General features: G+C 60.1%; 15 protein-coding genes. 11 read left to right on the forward strand and 4 right to left on the reverse strand.

Going from position 1 to position 17,724, the window contains the following annotated elements; all coding sequences use genetic code 11:
* Positions 1-382: 382 nt before the first annotated feature.
* From DWW12_RS05560 to DWW12_RS05575, 4 genes are all read left to right on the forward strand, one after another.
* Complete coding sequence (locus tag DWW12_RS05560; RefSeq protein ID WP_117855403.1) at positions 383-1,243, forward strand: transporter substrate-binding domain-containing protein; 861 nt, start codon at positions 383-385, stop codon at positions 1,241-1,243.
* A 139-nt stretch (positions 1,244-1,382) separates the two neighbouring features.
* Positions 1,383-2,036 (forward strand): amino acid ABC transporter permease, encoded by a 654-nt coding sequence (locus tag DWW12_RS05565; RefSeq protein WP_233544242.1) that lies wholly within the window; start codon positions 1,383-1,385, stop codon positions 2,034-2,036.
* A gap of 188 nt (positions 2,037-2,224) precedes the next feature.
* Complete coding sequence (locus tag DWW12_RS05570) at positions 2,225-2,974, forward strand: amino acid ABC transporter ATP-binding protein (RefSeq protein WP_192934565.1); 750 nt, start codon at positions 2,225-2,227, stop codon at positions 2,972-2,974.
* 319 nt (positions 2,975-3,293) lie between these two features.
* A complete protein-coding gene (locus DWW12_RS05575; protein ID WP_117855408.1) occupies positions 3,294-5,369 on the forward strand; it encodes a translation factor GTPase family protein in 2,076 nt (691 codons plus the stop codon).
* A gap of 130 nt (positions 5,370-5,499) precedes the next feature.
* Here DWW12_RS05575 and DWW12_RS05580 read toward each other — a convergent pair whose 3' ends face one another.
* Together DWW12_RS05580 and DWW12_RS05585 are read right to left on the reverse strand one after the other, a co-directional pair.
* On the reverse strand, positions 5,500-6,477 hold the full coding sequence (locus DWW12_RS05580) for a DNA/RNA non-specific endonuclease (RefSeq protein ID WP_117855409.1): 978 nt from the start codon (positions 6,475-6,477) through the stop codon (positions 5,500-5,502).
* 129 nt (positions 6,478-6,606) lie between these two features.
* The gene (locus DWW12_RS05585) at positions 6,607-7,617 is read right to left on the reverse strand and encodes a LacI family DNA-binding transcriptional regulator (protein WP_233502874.1); all 1,011 of its coding nucleotides are present in this window, start codon (positions 7,615-7,617) and stop codon (positions 6,607-6,609) included.
* 415 nt (positions 7,618-8,032) lie between these two features.
* On the opposite strand from DWW12_RS05585, the gene DWW12_RS05590 reads away from it, so the two are divergent.
* The 6 genes from DWW12_RS05590 to DWW12_RS05615 all read left to right on the forward strand — a co-directional run bounded on the left by DWW12_RS05590 (position 8,033) and on the right by DWW12_RS05615 (position 14,025).
* Positions 8,033-9,505 carry a PTS fructose transporter subunit IIC gene (locus DWW12_RS05590; RefSeq protein ID WP_117779441.1) on the forward strand — a complete coding sequence of 491 codons (1,473 nt, stop codon included), beginning with the start codon at positions 8,033-8,035 and terminating at the stop codon, positions 9,503-9,505.
* 144 nt (positions 9,506-9,649) lie between these two features.
* A complete protein-coding gene (locus DWW12_RS05595) occupies positions 9,650-10,918 on the forward strand; it encodes a class II D-tagatose-bisphosphate aldolase non-catalytic subunit (protein WP_117646321.1) in 1,269 nt (422 codons plus the stop codon).
* 125 nt (positions 10,919-11,043) lie between these two features.
* A complete protein-coding gene (fsa, locus tag DWW12_RS05600; RefSeq protein ID WP_006235616.1) occupies positions 11,044-11,727 on the forward strand; it encodes a fructose-6-phosphate aldolase in 684 nt (227 codons plus the stop codon).
* A gap of 64 nt (positions 11,728-11,791) precedes the next feature.
* The gene (locus DWW12_RS05605) at positions 11,792-12,622 is read left to right on the forward strand and encodes a transketolase (protein WP_089573497.1); all 831 of its coding nucleotides are present in this window, start codon (positions 11,792-11,794) and stop codon (positions 12,620-12,622) included.
* On the forward strand, positions 12,622-13,560 hold the full coding sequence (locus tag DWW12_RS05610; RefSeq protein ID WP_117855411.1) for a transketolase family protein: 939 nt from the start codon (positions 12,622-12,624) through the stop codon (positions 13,558-13,560). The genes DWW12_RS05605 and DWW12_RS05610 overlap by 1 nt, the downstream gene beginning before the upstream one ends.
* A gap of 12 nt (positions 13,561-13,572) precedes the next feature.
* Positions 13,573-14,025 (forward strand): PTS sugar transporter subunit IIA, encoded by a 453-nt coding sequence (locus tag DWW12_RS05615; RefSeq protein ID WP_117646319.1) that lies wholly within the window; start codon positions 13,573-13,575, stop codon positions 14,023-14,025.
* A 128-nt stretch (positions 14,026-14,153) separates the two neighbouring features.
* On the opposite strand, the gene DWW12_RS05620 is transcribed toward DWW12_RS05615, so the two are convergent.
* Positions 14,154-15,032 carry an ATP-dependent sacrificial sulfur transferase LarE gene (locus DWW12_RS05620; protein WP_117655773.1) on the reverse strand — a complete coding sequence of 293 codons (879 nt, stop codon included), beginning with the start codon at positions 15,030-15,032 and terminating at the stop codon, positions 14,154-14,156.
* Positions 15,033-15,205: 173 nt separating this feature from the next.
* On the opposite strand from DWW12_RS05620, the gene DWW12_RS05625 reads away from it, so the two are divergent.
* The gene (locus DWW12_RS05625; protein WP_117655774.1) at positions 15,206-15,856 is read left to right on the forward strand and encodes an HAD family phosphatase; all 651 of its coding nucleotides are present in this window, start codon (positions 15,206-15,208) and stop codon (positions 15,854-15,856) included.
* 234 nt (positions 15,857-16,090) lie between these two features.
* Here DWW12_RS05625 and DWW12_RS05630 read toward each other — a convergent pair whose 3' ends face one another.
* Positions 16,091-17,224, reverse strand: coding sequence for a LacI family DNA-binding transcriptional regulator (locus DWW12_RS05630; protein WP_233502682.1), 1,134 nt, complete (start codon positions 17,222-17,224; stop codon positions 16,091-16,093).
* Between the last annotated feature and the right edge of the window lie 500 nt (positions 17,225-17,724).

Consider the following 17,724-nt stretch of genomic DNA (forward strand, 5'->3'; position numbering starts at 1 on the left):
GCACGACGAGCCTTACGCTCCGCACGAGATTCTGCCATCAATAACTCCACTAATTCATGAATTAAAGCTGCAAGTATTGTACCGTGCCAAGCCAGCAGACGATATACAAGCGCCCATTTCCTGTCAGTGATAAGCCCAACGTCGTTTGCCCGGCGCGGGCGGGGAGCGGCGCGTAATTAAGTTTATCGCGAGTTCCGCACGCAAAGGAAAGCACTTAATGTGCTTTCCGTCTTGCGCAGGACTGTAGAGCAGGAAACTTAACCCCCCCACACCCCTCACGCGGCGGGCAAACTCGCCTTGTGCTCTATCACGCTAAAGTGTATGATTCTGAACGTTACATGACTCACTTTACTTAACTAAAGTGCCATCAAGGGGGAATACCATGAACACCGATATGTCTCGTCGTCAGTTTGTTGGTCTAGCCGGCTCGCTCGCCGCGGTGCTTGGCCTTGGTCTTGTCGGTTGCGGCGGTGGTGCTGGCAAGGGCTCCGCTGCTGGCTCTGCCGCGGCCAAGGATGTGAAGGGCGCCGCGGAGTCCAAGAAGCTCGTGGTGGGCTTTGATAAGTCCTATCCTCCGTACGGCTTTGTGGGCGACGATGGCGAGTACACCGGCTTTGATCTCGATCTGGCCAAGGCTGTTGCCGATAAGCAGGGCTGGGAGGTCAAATACGAGGCCATCGACTGGGACGCCAAGGATACGCTGCTCAACTCCGGCGCCATCAACTGCATCTGGAACGGCTTTACCATGGAGGGCCGTGAGGACGGCTACACGTTCTCCGAGCCGTACATGCTCAACGAGCAAGTGCTCGTGGTCAAGAAGGACGCGGGTATCAAGAGCTGGGACGATCTCGCTGGCAAGACCGTGATCACTCAGACCGATTCCGCTGCGCAGGATGTGCTCGAGGGCGATCAGAAGGATCTGGCCGCGACGTTTGCCATGCTCGATACCATCGGCGAGTACAACACGGCCTTTATGCAGCTCGAGAGCGGCGCGGTCGATGCCGTGGCTTGCGACCTTTCGATTGCCCAGTATCAGCTTGCCGCCAAGCCCGATGCCTATACGCAGCTCGACAAGCCGCTGTCCAGCGAGCACTACGCCGTCGGCTTTAAGAAGGGCGACACCAAGTCCGCCGATGCCGTGACCGAGTCGCTCAAGGCGCTCTACGAGGACGGCACGGTCAAGGACCTGTGCGACAAGTATGCAGAATACGGTCTGTCCTTCGACAACTGGGTTCTCAAATAGCCGCAGCACCCAACCTTGCGGCTCCAACCCTCCTCGCGTACCAAAGTACGCTTCGTCGGGCTTGTCGCTCGCAATCTTGGGCACTGTGCCTATTTGAGAGTAAAAACCGCTGTACTGTTGCTGTGAAAGAGAGCTTAGGTTGTCTATTCAGGTCATGATGCAAATGCTTGGCCAGGGCTTCTTGGTCAGTTTGCAGTTGTTTGTGCTGACGCTGCTGGGGTCGATTCCGCTGGGAATCCCCGTGGCGTTTATGCGCATGAGCAAAATTGCGCTGCTCCGCTGGATTGCGCGCATCTACATTTCGGTCATGCGCGGTACGCCACTCATGCTGCAGATGTTTGCCATCTACTTTGCCCCGTACTACGTGTTTGGCATTTCGCTCACGCCCGATTCCAAGTGGACGGCGTGCGTCGTGGCGTTCATCATCAACTACGCCGGTTACTTTGCCGAGATCTATCGCTCGGGTCTGCAGTCCATTCCGCGTGGTCAATACGAGGCAGCCGAGGTGCTGGGCTACTCGCGCGTGCAGACGTTTCTGTATATCGTGATGCCGCAGGTCGCCAAGCGTATTCTGCCGGCGATGGGCAATGAGATCATCACGCTGGTCAAGGACACGTCGCTGGCGTTTGCCATTGGCGTGGGTGAGATGTTCTCGACGGCCAAGGCGCTGGTCGCCTCGCAGGTGAGCATGGTGCCGTTTGCGATCGCGGCGCTGATTTACTGGGTCTTTAACTTTGTGGTCGAAATGCTGCTGGGTGCCGCCGAAAAGAAGCTGGACTATTATCATGACTAGATCGTTCCGCCGTTCTAGCGAACGGCGGACTGCTCGACGCTGCGCGCGTGCCTGACGGCCAATCTGCTCCTCAAACCGTCGCTTGCGTACAGAAGTACGCGGCGCTCCTCTTTCGAAGCACATTGTCTCGTCAGCCACACGCTCGCTGACTTCTCAAACACATGGAGGTTCCCGTGTCCGGAACGGTAATGATGATAACGAACGCGCGCAAGGCGTTTGGCGGCAATGAGGTGCTCAAGGATATCTCACTCGAGGTCAAGCGCGGTGAGGTCGTGGCGATTATCGGACCTTCGGGCGGCGGTAAGTCCACGCTGCTGCGGTGTGCCACGCTGCTCGAGACACTCGACGGAGGCTCGCTCTCGTTTGGCGACCTTGCCGTTGCGACGGATGCGGGTTCGGGCGCGGTCTATGCGAAGGGCGATGTGCCCAAGCAGGCGCGCTCGCGATTCGGCCTGGTGTTCCAAAATTACAACCTGTTCCCGCACTATACGGTGATGAAAAACATCACCGATGCACCGATTCGCGTGCTTAAGCGTCCGCGCGAGCAGGCGGAAGCCCGCGCTCACGAGCTGATTGCGCAAATGGGGCTGACGGGCAACGAGAACAAGGTGCCGTGTGAGCTTTCGGGCGGTCAGCAGCAGCGCGTGAGTATTGCCCGCGCCCTGGCACTCGATCCGGAAATCTTATTCTTTGACGAGCCGACTTCGGCGCTCGATCCCGAGCTGACGGCCGAGGTGCTGCGTGTCATTAAGGACCTGGCGGCGCAGAATATGACGATGGTAATCGTGACCCACGCAATGCAGTTTGCGCGCGATGTTGCCGACCGCGTGGTCTTTATGGACGGCGGTCGCATTGTCGAGGAGGGACCTGCCGAGCAGGTTATCGACCATCCGCGCGAGCAGCGCACGCGTGAGTTCTTGAGCCGTATCGAGGGATAGACTCAGGTATTTACTCAACTATTAATTGAGGCAATTGAGGCGAAGCCGCCACAGGTCTTACGGTCTGTGGCGGCTTTTTGTTTACATCGACGGGGTTCAATAATTGCCTGAAAAGCCTGTCTCTTCCTCTCGCCGCCTGTATCCATACGCGTGCCGAAAGGTCTGCATGGACAGCCGCCCGTGAGGGTAGGGTGGTGGCATAGGACATTTGGAGGGTGAGTCGGCTCGGCTGCCGACCATGCTGCTCCCGGGATGGCACCGACCGCGAACTCTCCCCGTTGGCGTCGCGCATTGCGCGCGGCCCTGCAAGGAGGTCATCATGGGTGCTCCCAAGACCGGTAACGTAAGGAACGTGGTGCTCGTAGGCCAAGGCGGGGTGGGCAAGACTTCACTCGCCGAGGCCATGCTCCACCTTTCCGGCAAGACCGCCCGCCTTGGCGGCCACGACGGCACCAAGCCCACGCTCGACTATGACCCCGAAGAGGTCAAGCGTGCATTTTCCATTTCGACGACCATTGCGCCGATCGACTGGAAGGGCGCACGCATCAATGTGCTCGATGCCCCGTGTTATCCCGATTTTATCGGCGACGCCTTTGCCGCGATGAGCGTCTGCGAGACGGCCCTGTTTGTGGTCGACGCCGAGGCCGGCCCGCAGCCTACGACGGTTAAGCTCTGGTATGCCGCCGAGGATCTGCGCCTGGCGCGTGCGGTGTTCGTAAACCGCCTGTCGCGCTCCGAGGCCAGCTTTGCGACCACGATGGACCTGCTGCAGGAGCGCTTTGGCACGCGCCTGGGCGCCGTGACCCTTCCCTGGGGCGAGGGCGAGGACTTTGACGGCATCATCGACCTGGTGCGCATGAAGGCGCGCCACTGCAACGGCGCCGAGGCCGTTGAGTCGGAGATTCCCGATGAGTATCGTGCCCAGGCCGAGGAGGCCCATGACCATCTGTGCGAGCTGGTGGCCGAGGCTGACGACGAGCTGATGATGAAATACCTGGAAGGCGAGGAGACGCTGACGCAGGAGGAGCTTGAAGGCCTGCTGTCTAAGGCGATCGCCGAGCGCATCTTTGTGCCGGTCTTTGCGGGCGATTGCATTAAGGAGCAGGGCGTCAACTCGCTGATGGACGACATCGCCACGTACTTCCCGGCGCCGACCGACTACGGCGAGATGCCGCTCATCGACGGTGATTCGCTTAAGATTTCGAGTGACGATGACCGTCCGGTGGCGTTTGTGTTTAAGACGCTGGCCGATCCGCAGCAGGGCCGCATCAGCTTTATCAAGGTGCTGACGGGCACGCTTGAGCCGGGTCTTGAGTTGGTCAACGCGCGTACCCGCAAGAGCGATCGTTTGGCTCACCTGTATGTGATGTGCGGCCGCGACATGACCGAGGTCGGTCACGCCTATGCCGGCGACATTATCGTGGCGCCAAAGTTGGCGGCAGAGACGGGTGACACGCTCTCCATTACCGGTAAGGTCGAGGCAGCGGCGTTTAAGTTCCCCAACTCGCAGTACCGCATTGCCATCGAGGCCGAGAACCGCGGCGACGAGGAGAAGCTCTACACGTTTATCGAGAAGGCGTGCAAGGCTGATCCGACCATGAGCATCGATCGTGACGAGGAGACGGGCCAGACTATCATCTCCGCCGTGGGTGAGGCGCAGGTTTCGGTGCTGCTCAACCGTTTGGAGGATCGCACCAAGGTCGCCGCCAAGAGCGTGCCGATCCGCATTCCGTATCGCGAGACCATCCGCCGCACGGCGAGCGCCCAGGGTCGCCACAAGAAGCAGACCGGCGGCGCCGGTCAGTACGGCGACTGCTGGCTGCGCGTGGAGCCGCTCATTGGGCCCGACGGCACGAGCGACGGCTATGAGTTCGTGGACGAGGTCGTGGGTGGCCGCATCCCGCGCTCGCTGATTCCCGCCGTGGACAAGGGCGTCCAGGAGACCATGAAGGACGGTATTATTGCCGGCTACCCGCTCACGGGCATTCGCGTGGCTGTGTACGACGGCTCGTATCACAGCGTCGACTCCAACGAGATGGCGTTCCGCGCGGCGGCTCGCATCGGCCTGCGCAAGGCATGCGCCGATGCCGACCCGGTGGTGCTGGAGCCCATCGAGGAAATCACGGTGACGATCCCCGAGAGCTACGCCGGCGCCGTGATGGGCGACATCTCGGCCTCGCGCGGTCGCGTGACGGGCATGGAGACCGATGAGCGCGGAGACACCGTGGTCATCGCTCAAGCGCCGCTGGCCGAGCTGACGGATTACTCGACGCGTCTGCGCTCCATCACGCGCGGCACGGGCGACTTTACCATGAAGCCCGCCGGCTACGAGCAGGTTCCCTATGACGTTCAGGCCAAACTGGTCGAGCGCTATGAGGAGAGCCGCGCCAAGTAGCGTGGGACTTTGCCTGCAACATACATGCCGATGCAAGGGCCGCTCCGGGTAATCCGGGGCGGCCCTTTTTGATCCCTGGGGGGGCGGAGGAAAACGGATCATTTTAGGTTTTGGGGCAGCTTGGTCGGCCCTAGTCCCCCGAGGCCTGGTTGCGGCCGGTGGCGTAGTCGATCTGCACGTGCGGCTGCAGATTGTAGCAATATACGTGGAAGCAGAGGGCCTTGCCGTGGTCCTCGACCGATTGCGCCTCAAGGCGCACGCCGCGGCAGACGAGCTCCTCTTCGTTATACATGGGCGTGACGCGGTAGAGCACATGGTTGCCTGTGTCGTGGATGTAGTCGAGGATCTGCTCTTCAAACGGCAGCATACCCGTTTCGTTGAGATAGCGCGTGCCGGTGAGCAGATTCTTGCGGTTGGCGTTTTCGCCGCAGAGCGACCAGGCGATAAGGTGGCAGCGGTTGTAGAGGCTCTGACCCGGAATAAAGCCGTAGCGCTGCTGGTGCCACCCGGCGGGATGGATACGCGAGATATCGCCGCGCTTGCCCTGACCGAGCGATTCGGGACCCACGCAGGCGAGTGCCTTGCGGGTGCGGCCCAGGCTATCGAGCTTGGAGAACTTCTTAAAGCAGCCCTCTTCGGTAGCTCGCTCGTATTCGTCGAGCGTGAATGATGGCGTGCCCAACGGGTGCGTGCTGTCGGCGCGAAGGGCAACGTAGGGGTTGCCGGCGTAGTCGGGAATGCTGCTGAGATATACGCCGCGGGCGCGGTCGAGATCGGGGTTTTCGACCTCGTCGATGGGGGTGACGTTTGAAGAGGCATCGTCAGCGGTGTCGGTCGTGGCGGATTCAGAGCCATCGCCGGAGTCCTGATCATCTTCGGAGTCCGTGGAGCTCGCTGTTCCCGATTCGAGCCGGGCGACCAAGTCCGCTTCGTCGTCGGTGCGGTTGGGGCTCTCGCTTTGCTTCTCGGCCAGAGCAGCCGCCTGCTCATCGCTTTGCGGCGAGAGCAGCTTGGGCGCTCCGTCGAGCGACCCTGTGAACAGCGCAAACCCCAGCACCACGGCGGTGCCGATGGAAAGTACTTGCTTGTAGGCGGACTTGCGCGACATTGAGGCTCCTGGATGGACGGTTGGGAATCTACCAGTCTAGCAGGAGCCGGCAGAGGCCGTTCTGTCGAACAAATACTTAAGATTTGGGACAAACGCTACTGGTTCATTTGCTTCATATTTGACGTATGGCTAGATCGAGGTGGAGTCGAGCCAGTTGAGCTTGCACTCGAGAATGCGCTGCTCGCCGGGTTGGCTGCTGCCATCAAGCAAGGCGAGCAGCATCTCGGCCGCCTCCCTGCCTTCCTGGTCGACGGGCTCGATGATCGTGGAGACGGTCGGCGTGGTGAGGTTGGTCCAGTCTTCGCAGTTGAGTCCCAAAAGACCTATTTGCTGCGGAAGTAGATGGGCCATGGGTTGGAGGGCCTTGTAGACACGGGGAAGCGCCCATTGGTTTTGTACGAAGATGAGCGTGCGCTTGGCGGGGTTGAACTTGTATTTAAAGTATTCGGTAAGCTCGTTGATTGACGGCTTGTTGTGATCGATGGGGATGGCTTTGTAGAGCTGCCCATTCGCGGCCAATGCCTCGGCATATCCCTGAAAACGTTCCATGCGAGTGCGCATTTCGGTCATGTTGGCGGCGATGGAAAAGAAGTCTTCGTAGCCGGCGTCGAGAAGCGCCTGCGTGGCATTGTACACGCCGTCGTAGAGGTTGGTTTTGATCCAGCTGGTGCCTGGGCTGTAGATGGCCGCGTCAAAAAAGACGACGGGCTTGTCGGCGCGCTTGATGCGGTCGTGGACTGCCTTGAAATTTGCCGTGGGCTGGATGATAAAACCATCGACGCCCAGTGAGAGCATTTTGTCGACATACATGAGCTCGGTCTCGGGATTAAAGTTGCTCGTGCAAACGACCGTCTGGTAGCCCGCGGGGAGCATGACCTGCTCCATGCCGTTGAGGACGAGGCCTGCCCATTTGTTGGTGTTATCCAAGATGATGATGGCGATGACGTGGGTTTGCTTGCCGGTGAGCGTTTGCGCTTGGGCGTTGGGAACGTATCCGAGTTCCTTGATGACGCGCGCAATCTTTGCCTGCGTCTTCTCGCTAAGCTTTTCTCGTTTGTCGTTGAGGTAATACGAGACGCTTGCCGTCGAGGTTCCCGCCTCTCGAGCGACGTCTGCGATCGTAACGCGCTGTTTTGCCACAGCGACTCCTTCCGACAGATGAGCATTTTCCAACATGATGACTTTGAGTCTTGGTGAGGGATGCGCTTTGGTGAGCGACTTTTTCCTTTCATATGAGTATGCAACAAATGCGGTATATGGGTGGGGTCGAAATTTGTGACCGGCATGCGCATCTGCCGTCTACCGAGAAAATCAAATACTTCTTGACTTTTGAAATCGAGGGTAAAATCGCAGGATTCATTTTTAGTTAAACGCATAACTAAATAGCGTAACCATCGCTCTGACCTGCGCGTTTACCGAAATAAACTGGCATTAAGAAAAACGAGCACCTATATTGGTCTTGTCGAAAAGACAGCAAGTCCAAACGGCAGGGGATGCTCCGGAGGCCTCCGCAAACGGTGTCTTGCGCACGCAACTCTATGAAAAGAGGGAAGCAATGAAGATCGTAGGCGTTGCCGCCTGTACCGTGGGTATCGCCCACACGTATATGGCCCAGAAGGCGATTCAGGATGAATGCGCCGCTCGTGGCATCGAGTGCAAAGTCGAGGCTCAGGGTGGTCTGGGTATCGAGAATGAGCTCACGCAGGAAGACGTTGATTCCGCCGACCTGGTGCTCGAGTCCGTCGACGTGGGTGTCGAGAACGAGGACCGTTTTGAGCAAAAGATGGCCGAGGGCAAGTTCCTCAAGGTCGGCACCTCGGATGTAATCGCCGATCCGGTAAAGATTATCGACCAGGCTGTCGAGATCATCAAGGCGACGGGCGGTGCCGTTGACGCGTCCAAGGCCGAGGCCAAGGCAGAGAAGAAGGCCGTCTCCGCTGCCCCGCAGGCCCCGACACCGGCGTCCAAGCAGTCCATCTTTGCCGACCCTGGCAAGACGCTGCTCAATGCATTCAATACCGGCGTTTCCTATTTTATCCCCATCGTCGTTATCGGTGGCGTGTTCCTCGCCTTCTCGTTGGCATCCGGTACTGCCGGTGCTAGCGGCATGGAGGTCACCAACCCGTTGATGGTGAGCCTTAACACTATCGGCATGGCCGGCATCTCTATGATGATTCCGGTGCTTGCGGCATACATCGCCTACTCGATGGCCGGTAAGCCCGCACTTGCCCCCGGCTTCGTCCTGGGCTACTTGGTTAACAACGCCGTCGTCACCCCGAGCGGCAACAGCGTTTCGACCGGCTTCTTGGGCGCCATGATCATGGCTGTCATCTGCGGTTACTTTGTCCGCTGGATGAAGACCTGGAAGGTCAACAACACCATCCAGACCATCATGCCCATTCTGATCATCCCGATTCTGACCTCGCTCGTCCTGGGCATGGCTTACATCTACATCCTGGCCACGCCGCTTGGCTTTGTGATGGATTGGCTCACCAGCGTGCTCGGCAGCCTGCAGGGCGGCTCCGCCGTCGTCCTGGGCCTGGTCATTGGCGTTATGACCGCTTTCGATATGGGTGGCCCCATCAACAAGACCGCTTCGACCTTTACCATGGCCATCATGGCCTCCGGCATCTACGGCCCCAACGGTATGTTCCGCGTCGCCGTCGCCATTCCCCCGATTGCTTGCGGCCTCGCTGCGCTCATCGCCAAGAACAAGTTCGATGACGCTGACCGTCAGATGGGCATCTCTGCGCTGTTCATGGGCTGCATCGGTATTACCGAGGGCGCTATTCCCTTCGCGGTCAAGGATCTTGGCCACACCCTGCCCGGCATTTGCATCGGCTCTGCCGTGGGCGCGGCGCTTGCCGCCTTCCAGGGCATCGACTGCTATGTTCCGCATGGTGGCTTTATTGTCGCCCTGGCCACCAACAACGTCGCGCTGTTCTGCCTGGACATCGTGATTGGCTCCTTGGTCGCCGCTGCAATCCTGATTGCCATGAAGCCCACGCTCGATAAGCAGGCCAAGTAAACCTTTAAGGACTCCGGTTGTGCGGGGGGATGGATTTGACTCCGCACAACCGCCCCTACACAACAAAATCCATCCGCACTGATAGGGCCCACATCTGGGTCCCAGGGAACTTTTGTCAAAAATCCTCTGGAGAAGGAGAACAAAATGTCCAACCTCACCATCCGCCAGGCCGTTCAGGGCATGCTCAAGCTGCAGGACAGCGGCGATCACGCAACCATGGTCGGCATTGGCCCCATGAGCCCCAACCTGATTCAGGCCGTGTTCGAGCTTGCCAAGGACGAGGATTTCCCGCCCATGTTTATCGCTAGCCGCAACCAGGTCGATATGGACGAGATGGGCGCCGGCTACGTCAACGGTTGGGACCAGACGCGCTTTGCCGCCGACATTAAGAAGGTTGCCGACGAGGTGGGCTATACCGGTCCGTACTACCTGTGCCGCGATCACGGCGGTCCGTGGCAGCGCGACGAGGAGCGTAACGCCCACCTGCCCGAGGACGAGGCCATGGAGCTCGCCCGCAAGTCCTTTGTCGCCGACATGGAGGCAGGCTTTGACCTGCTGATGGTCGACCCCACCAAGGACCCCTATCAGATCGGCAAGGTTATTCCGCTCGACGTGGTGCTTCGCCGCACGATCGATCTTATCGACTATCTTGAGCAGTACCGTCGCGAGCATAACCTGCCCGAGGTTGCCTATGAGGTCGGTACCGAGGAGACCAATGGCGGCCTGACCTCCACCGACAAGTACGAGGAGTTCATTTCTCAGCTGCAGCCCGAGCTCGAGAAGCGCGGCTGCCCCATGCCCACCTTTATCGTCGGCCAGACCGGTACGCTCACCCGTTGGACCGAGCAGGTCGGTCATTACAACTTTAAGAATGCCCGCGAGCTCGCCGACATGGCCAAGCGCTACGGCGTGGGCCTGAAGGAGCACAACGCCGACTACCTGGACGACGCGACGCTGCTCGAGCACATCCCGGCACACGTGACCGCTTCCAATGTCGCCCCTCAGTACGGCACCGAGGAGACCCGCGCTTACCTCAAGCTCTGCGCTACCGAGCAGATTCTGGTCGACAACGGCCTGTGCGACGATCCCTCCGATCTGTATCACACGCTGCTGGTCAAGGCCATCAAGACCGAGCGCTGGCGCAAGTGGATGACCGGCGACGATGTCAACCTGCAGGTTGACGACATTCTGGCCGACGACGAGCTCAGCCTGAAGATTCTGGATGTCTCCGGCCACTACGCGTTCAACGATCCCGAGGTCAAGGGGCAGGTCGAGAAGCTCTATCGCAACCTCGCTGCCCAGGACATTGACGGCAAGCGCTTTGTGATCGAGCACATCAAGCGCCCGATCAAGCAGTACGTCGTCGGTCTTAACCTCAAGGGCGTCACGAGCCGCATCGAGAAGGCTCTCTAAGTAGCTTTTCCTACACGACGCCGGGCCTGGGGCATGTCCCAGCTGCAGGCCCGGCACATAGGACAAAGGGACATCCCCTTTGTCCTATTTTTTGAGTTTTGGATTCCTTAGAAGGAGTTTGCACCATGAAGTTCTTTATCGATACCGCCAACCTTGACGAGATCGCCGAGGCCAAGAGCTGGGGCTGCCTTGCCGGCGTCACCACCAACCCGTCCCTGTACGCCAAGACCGGCGGCAAGCTCGCCGACTTTGAGCCCCATATGCTCAAGATTGCCGAGCTCTGCGAGGGCCTGCCCGTGTCTGCTGAGTCCACCGCGACCACTGCCGAGGGCATGATCGAGGAGGGCAAGCGTCTTGCCGCCCTGGCTCCCAACATCGTGGTCAAGCTTCCCGTGTGCGAGGCCGGCCTCGCCGCCTGCCGCGCCCTGGCCGATGCGGGCGTGCGCGTCAACATGACGCTTGTTTTCTCGCCGACGCAGGCCCTCATGGCCGCCAACGCCGGTGCCCGCTACATCAGCCCGTTTGTCGGCCGCTTTGACGACATCGCCGAGGACGGCATCTCGCAGCTCGACAATGTCGTGACATGCATCAAGAACTATGACTGGACCGGCAAGAACGTCGACGACACCGTCGAGATCATCACCGCTTCGGTCCGCACGCCCAACCACGTGACCCAGGCGGCTCTTCTTGGCGCCGACATCGCGACCGTGCCCATGGCCGCTCTCAAGAAGTGCCTGCATCACCCGCTGACCGACCAGGGCCTCGCCTCTTTTGAGGCTGACTGGCAGAAGGTCGTCGCTCAGGCTTAACGACCGGGTTGCCCTCGGCATCGCGCCATCCGGTGCCGGGGTTGTTCTCAAGAGAGGAATTCGTATGACCAACCAGGAGCTGGCGAAGGTCGCCAATGAGGTCAGGAAGGGTGTCGTGACTGCGGTTCACGCGGCCAAGTCGGGACATCCGGGTGGATCGCTCGGTGCAGCCGACATCATGACGTATCTGTACTTTGAGGAAATGAATATCGATCCTGCCGACCCTCACAAGGCCGATCGCGACCGCTTTGTGCTCTCCAAGGGTCACGCGGCGCCGGGCCTGTATTCGGTGTTGGCAAATCGCGGCTATTTTCCCGTCGAAGAGCTCGAGACGCTCCGCCATATTGGCAGCCGACTGCAGGGCCATCCCAACATGAACGATACCCCAGGCATCGATATGTCCACCGGCTCGCTCGGTCAGGGCATCTCTGCTGCAGTTGGAATGGCGCTTGCCGCTAAGCACTGGGGCGACAGCTACCGTGTCTACACGTTGCTGGGCGACGGTGAGTGCGAGGAAGGCCAGGTGTGGGAGGCGGCTATGTTTGCCGGCAACCATGCGCTCGACAATCTTGTTGCCGTCGTCGACCACAACGGCTTGCAGATTGACGGCACGATCGATGAAGTCAACTCGGCCATGCCGCTTGCCGACAAGTTCCGCGCCTTTAAGTGGCATGTGATAGAGCTAGCCGATGGCAACGACATGGCGCAGATTGAGGCGGCTTTCGCCGAAGCTCGCGAGGTGACCGGCGCGCCCGTCGCTATCATCGCCGAGACGGTGAAGGGCAAAGGCGTCTCCTTTATGGAGAACCAGGTTGGCTGGCATGGCAAGGCGCCCAATGACGAGCAGTTTGAGCAGGCCATGGCCGAGCTCGCGGCAGCAGGAGAGGAACTCTAATGGCAGAGGTCAAAAAAGTCGCCACGCGCGTAAGCTACGGCGAGGCACTCGTCGAGCTGGGCAATGAGCACGATGACTTTGTAGTGCTCGATGCCGACCTGGCTGCCGCTACGCAGACGGGTAAGTTTAAGACTGCCCATCCTGAGCGCTTTTACGATGCCGGCATCGCCGAGAGCAACCTGATGGGTCTTGCCGCCGGCATCGCGACCACGGGCCGCGTTGCTTTTGCGAGCACCTTTGCGATGTTTGCCGCCGGTCGCGCCTACGAGCAGGTCCGCAATTCCATTGGCTACCCGCACCTCAACGTCAAGATTGGCGCCACCCATGCCGGCATTTCGGTGGGCGAGGACGGCGCCACGCACCAGTGCTGCGAGGATATCGCACTCATGCGTACGATTCCGGGTATGACGGTGGTCGTTCCCGCCGACGATGTCGAGGCCCGCGCCTGTGTGCGCGCCGCCTATGAGTTTGAGGGGCCGGTCTACATGCGCTTCGGCCGCCTGGCAACACCGGTCATCAACGATCACGAGGACTACGAGTTCAAGATCGGCCGCGGTGTTGTTGTACGGGAGGGCTCTGATGTCACGATCGTCGCGTGCGGTCTCATGGTCGCTGAGGCACTCGCTGCTGCCGAGGCGCTCGCTGCCGACGGCATCGATGCTGAGGTCATCAACATGCATACGATCAAACCGCTCGATGAGCGTTTGGTGGTTGCCAGCGCCAAGAAGACCGGTCGCGTGGTCACCGCCGAGGAGCATTCGATTATCGGTGGTCTTGGCGAGACCGTTGCCTCGGTGCTCGCGGAGCAGCATCCAGTGCCGATGCGTCGCGTCGGCGTGCGCGATGTGTACGGCGAGTCCGGCCCTGCGGTCGATTTGCTGCATAAGTACGGTTTGGACGCCGACGGCATCGAAGCTGCGGTCAGGTCCGTGTTGTAAGGAAGGCTTTCCATGGGGTTTGTATCTGCCAACCAAGTGACGATTGGCCACGCCGCCGCCTCGCGCGAGGACGCGCTGCATTATCTGTCCGAGCAGGCTGTTGAGCTTGGTTTTGCCGATGACGCGTCTGCTGTAGAGGCGGCTTTTATTGCTCGCGAAAACGAGGCCGAGACTGGCCTCGTCGCCGGTTTTGCCGTTCCGCATGCCAAGAGCGATGCGATCCATACGCCGGGCGTGGCCGTGCTCAAGCTGTCCGAGCCTGTTGAGTGGCCGAGCTTTGATGGCGTGCCCGTCGATGTGGCGCTCGCGCTGTACGTGCCCGCCGGCGAAGCGGGAACCACGCACCTGCGTCTGCTCTCCAAGGCTGCCGTGATGCTGATGGATGCTGGCTTCCGTGACAGGGTGCGCGAAAGCACCGATCCTGTCGAGATTGCCGAGCTCATCAACGCCGGGCTCGAGGGCTAGAACGGGCTCTCCGTTCCATTAATCGATCCTTCTCCAAGGAAAAGGGCCGCGACGCTATAGGCGTCGCGGCCCTGTCTGCGTTTCCCCAGATAAAACCTGCCAAAATAAACCCGTCCCTTTTTGGTAGGTTACTGGTTCATGTTGCCGTGGATGTAGGGGGTGACCTCGGGGGAGATATGGCCGCAGCCCAGCTCGCGCAGCGTGGACTCGATGGCGGCGGGCAGCGGGGTCTTGCCTTCGGCGTCGACGGCGGCACCGCTGAGGGCGGCGATCTTGGCGACGTCTGCCGGCGCGGCCTCGATATGCATGCAGCCGCCGACGAGGCGTGCGCGGACCTGGTCCAGGCCAAGGTCGTGCAGGTAGTCCTCACAGGTGCGGATTACATCGACCTTCTCGCGCGTGAGCTCCTCGCCCGTGGGGACTCGCGTGGCCAGGCAGGCTCCTGCCGGCAGGTTCCAGACGGGATAGCCCCAGGCGCGTAGCAGCTCGCGCTCCTCGTCCTTGGTAAAGCCGACCTCCATAAGCGGCGAGCGCACGCCGAGCTCCTGGGCGGCGCGCATGCCGGGGCGGTAGTCGCCGCGGTCGCTTGCGTTGCTGCCGTCGATGACGGTGGGAAAGCCCAGCGACCTTGCGTGGTTGACGATGGCGGTAAAGCCGGCGCGCTTGCAGTGGTAGCAGCGGTCGGCGTCGTTGCAGGCTACCTGGGGGAGCTGCAGCTGATCGACCGAGAGGTTGAGCACGGGGAGCTTGAAATGTGGCCCCTCATCGGCCTGCCCGTCAACCGCCCGCTCAAACGAAGCCTGCTCGGGCGTGCCGATGAACGGCGTGGTGAGGTGAACGAGAAGCGTGCTGGCGGGCATGATGCGGGCGCAGACCGCGGCCAAAAAGCTGCTGTCGACGCCACCGGAAAAGCCGATGGCGACGCGTCCGTATGCTAAAAGCAGCTGCTCGAGCGCTGCGAGTTTGTCCTGAAGCCCCTCTGCGGGTGCGGTGGTGTCTGAAAGCATGAATTGATCCTTACCAATATGTACTCGGTCGAAAACTATAATCCTACTGGACTGCTTGTCATAAGACTTCTATCTATGTAACGGAAGTGCAATATGCTATATACGTTATATACAAGTTTACAGGTGCGGTAAAGTTGCGGGAGTACAGCAGTGCGAAGAGATGGGGGACCGATATGATCAAGGCCGTTATTTTTGACATGGACGGAACGCTGGTCGATACCGAGCGTTTGGGTATCAAGGCGTGGAAGGCGGGCGCGGCCGAGCTGGGATTCGCGATTGATGATGCGCTGATCCATCAGTTTATCGGTCGCACGCTGCCCGATGTCATGGAGATCCTTGATGAGCATTACGGCAGCTGCGAAACCGCTGAGGCAATCTATCGTCGCCATAGGGAGATTCGCGACGAGATGGTCAAGACCGATCTGGAGCTTAAGGACGGTGCCGCCGAGTGCATCGACGAGCTGCTGGCTGCGGGCTATCACGTGGGCCTTGCGACGTCGTCGCGCCACGTTACCGCCGAACGCAACCTTAAGACGGTTGGCCTCTTTGACAAGTTTGAGACGGTGACCTGCGGCGAGGACGTCGTGCACGGCAAGCCCGACCCCGAGATGTACCTGCTCGCCTGCGAGCGCGCGGGCTTTGCCCCCGAGGAGTGCGCCGTGGTCGAGGATTCCCGCAACGGCTGCGTCTCGGGCATCACGGCCGGCTGCCACGTCTTTGCCGTCCCCGATATCGTGCCGCTGCCGCAGGACGTGGTGGACGGCTGCGAGGCCGTGCTCGATACGCTGTTCGATCTGCCGGCGGCGGTCAAGGCTGTGCGCTAGCGTTTGCCGCGAGTCGCCATGCCCCGCGCCCGATCCCGCAGGACGGTGACGGTAACGGCGCCTGCGCGGAGGCACTGTTCTAAAAATGGAATTGAATACATTTTTGCAAAAAAGTTAATGAAAAATGGATTACATTCCATAAATATCCGTAGCTGCAGGTCCGGCTAAACGGGGAGGGCACATGGGGCCAGTAAAAAACGCCGCAGCGGGCCTGTTTCGTTGCGGCGTTTTTTGTTACAAGTAGGCGCCCAGGTTGATGTCGGTTATAGGGGCCGCGGATGGGCCCGTCGGGTGCTGCTCGGCCTTTTGGGTGCTTACGCGCTCGAGCAAGAAGGGGCGCACGAGCTCCTGACGGTTAATGTCCTCGGTGGCCGTGACCGTGGTGACGGTGCGCGCGGCGGAGCCGATGCGGACTCGTTTGGTCTTGGCGGCAGGTTTATCCTCGATTTGTTCCATGAGCAGCTGCACGCCCTTGCGGCCGATCTCGTAGCCCGGTGGTGCTACCGTGGTGAGGGGGACCGATCCGCTCCAGGCAAGCGGGTTGCCATCGCAGCCGGCAACAAGAATCTGGCCGGGGACGGAAATGCCCTTGTCGGTCAGCGCCGAGATAACGCCCGAGGCCAATACGTCGGTCAGGCCGATGACAAAATCGGGGCGCTCGTCAGCAGGGCGTTCGGCAATCTGGGTACCGATGCTGTAGCCGTCGGCTGCGGTATTCCACTCTCCGGCATCGATGACCTCAATTTTGATATCGGGATGCAGGGCAAGTGCCTTGTGGATGCCAAGGACGCGCAGGGTGAGCTGCATAAATGCCGCTCGGCCTACAACGACGATGCGGTGTGCGCCGCGGGCGATGGCGAGCTCGGCGATAATGCGCCCCTGTGCCTCGTTGTCGGCGGCCACGTAGTAACCGGGTTCTGAACAATGGACGTCCAGATGGACGATGGGGACGGGAATCTTGGTCATGGCGGGGTGCCAATCGAGGGACGCCATGGGCTGAACCATGACGCCGGACATCTGCGTGCCCATAAAATAGCGCAGGTAATGATCCTCGAGAATATCGTCGTTATCGGCATTGGCGATGAGCAAGTCATAGCCGTGCTTGCGTGCCTCGTTGTGGGCACCGCTGGCAATCTGGAGCGAAAAGCCGTGATCGAGACGGGGGAGGACAAGGCCAAAGGACTTAGTGGTGCCGCCGGCCAGCTGGCGAGCGCTTTGGTTGGGCAGGTAGCCAAGGCGATTGATGGTCTCGTTGATGAGCTTGAGGGTCTCGGGGCGCAGCTTTTCGGGGTGGTTGAGCGCGTTGGAAACCGTGCCCAACGAAACCCCGGCCTCGCGCGCGACGTCGCTGATTTTTACCTTTGCCATGGCGGCCCCTTTGATGCGTTTCAAGTACAAGTCCGATTGTAGCATCGCCCGCCCCCAGGGTGTCAAAACCTGCCAATTAGGGACAGGTTTATTTTGGCAGGTTTTATCTGGGGAAACGCCGTTGCCAGCGCGACCACCACGAAGGGGGCAGGCACCTTTGTGGTGGCTTGAGCTGCCCGGGCCTTCAATTGTCTCGATCTGTAACATCTGGACGGCAAAACCGGCTCTACCTGTTACAGATCGAGACATAGTGCAGGGGCCGAACCGTAATGTCTCGATCTGTAACACTAAGCCGGCTTATTGCGGCCCAGATGTTACAGATCGAGATCTTTCGCCGGGATAGGCCGCCGCCCCGGTCCAAACCACCACAAAGGTTCCTGTCCCCATTGTGGCGGTTTGGACCGGCTGGGCATGTGTGCATCGGGTGGTATCTAAGTTGAGATACCACTTCTGGTATATCAGCTTGCGCTTGCGTGAGTACAATACTCGAACGTTATACG

It is taken from the genome of Collinsella sp. AF14-35 (assembly GCF_003464565.1).
In the GTDB taxonomy this organism is placed as follows: Bacteria; Actinomycetota; Coriobacteriia; order Coriobacteriales; family Coriobacteriaceae; genus Collinsella.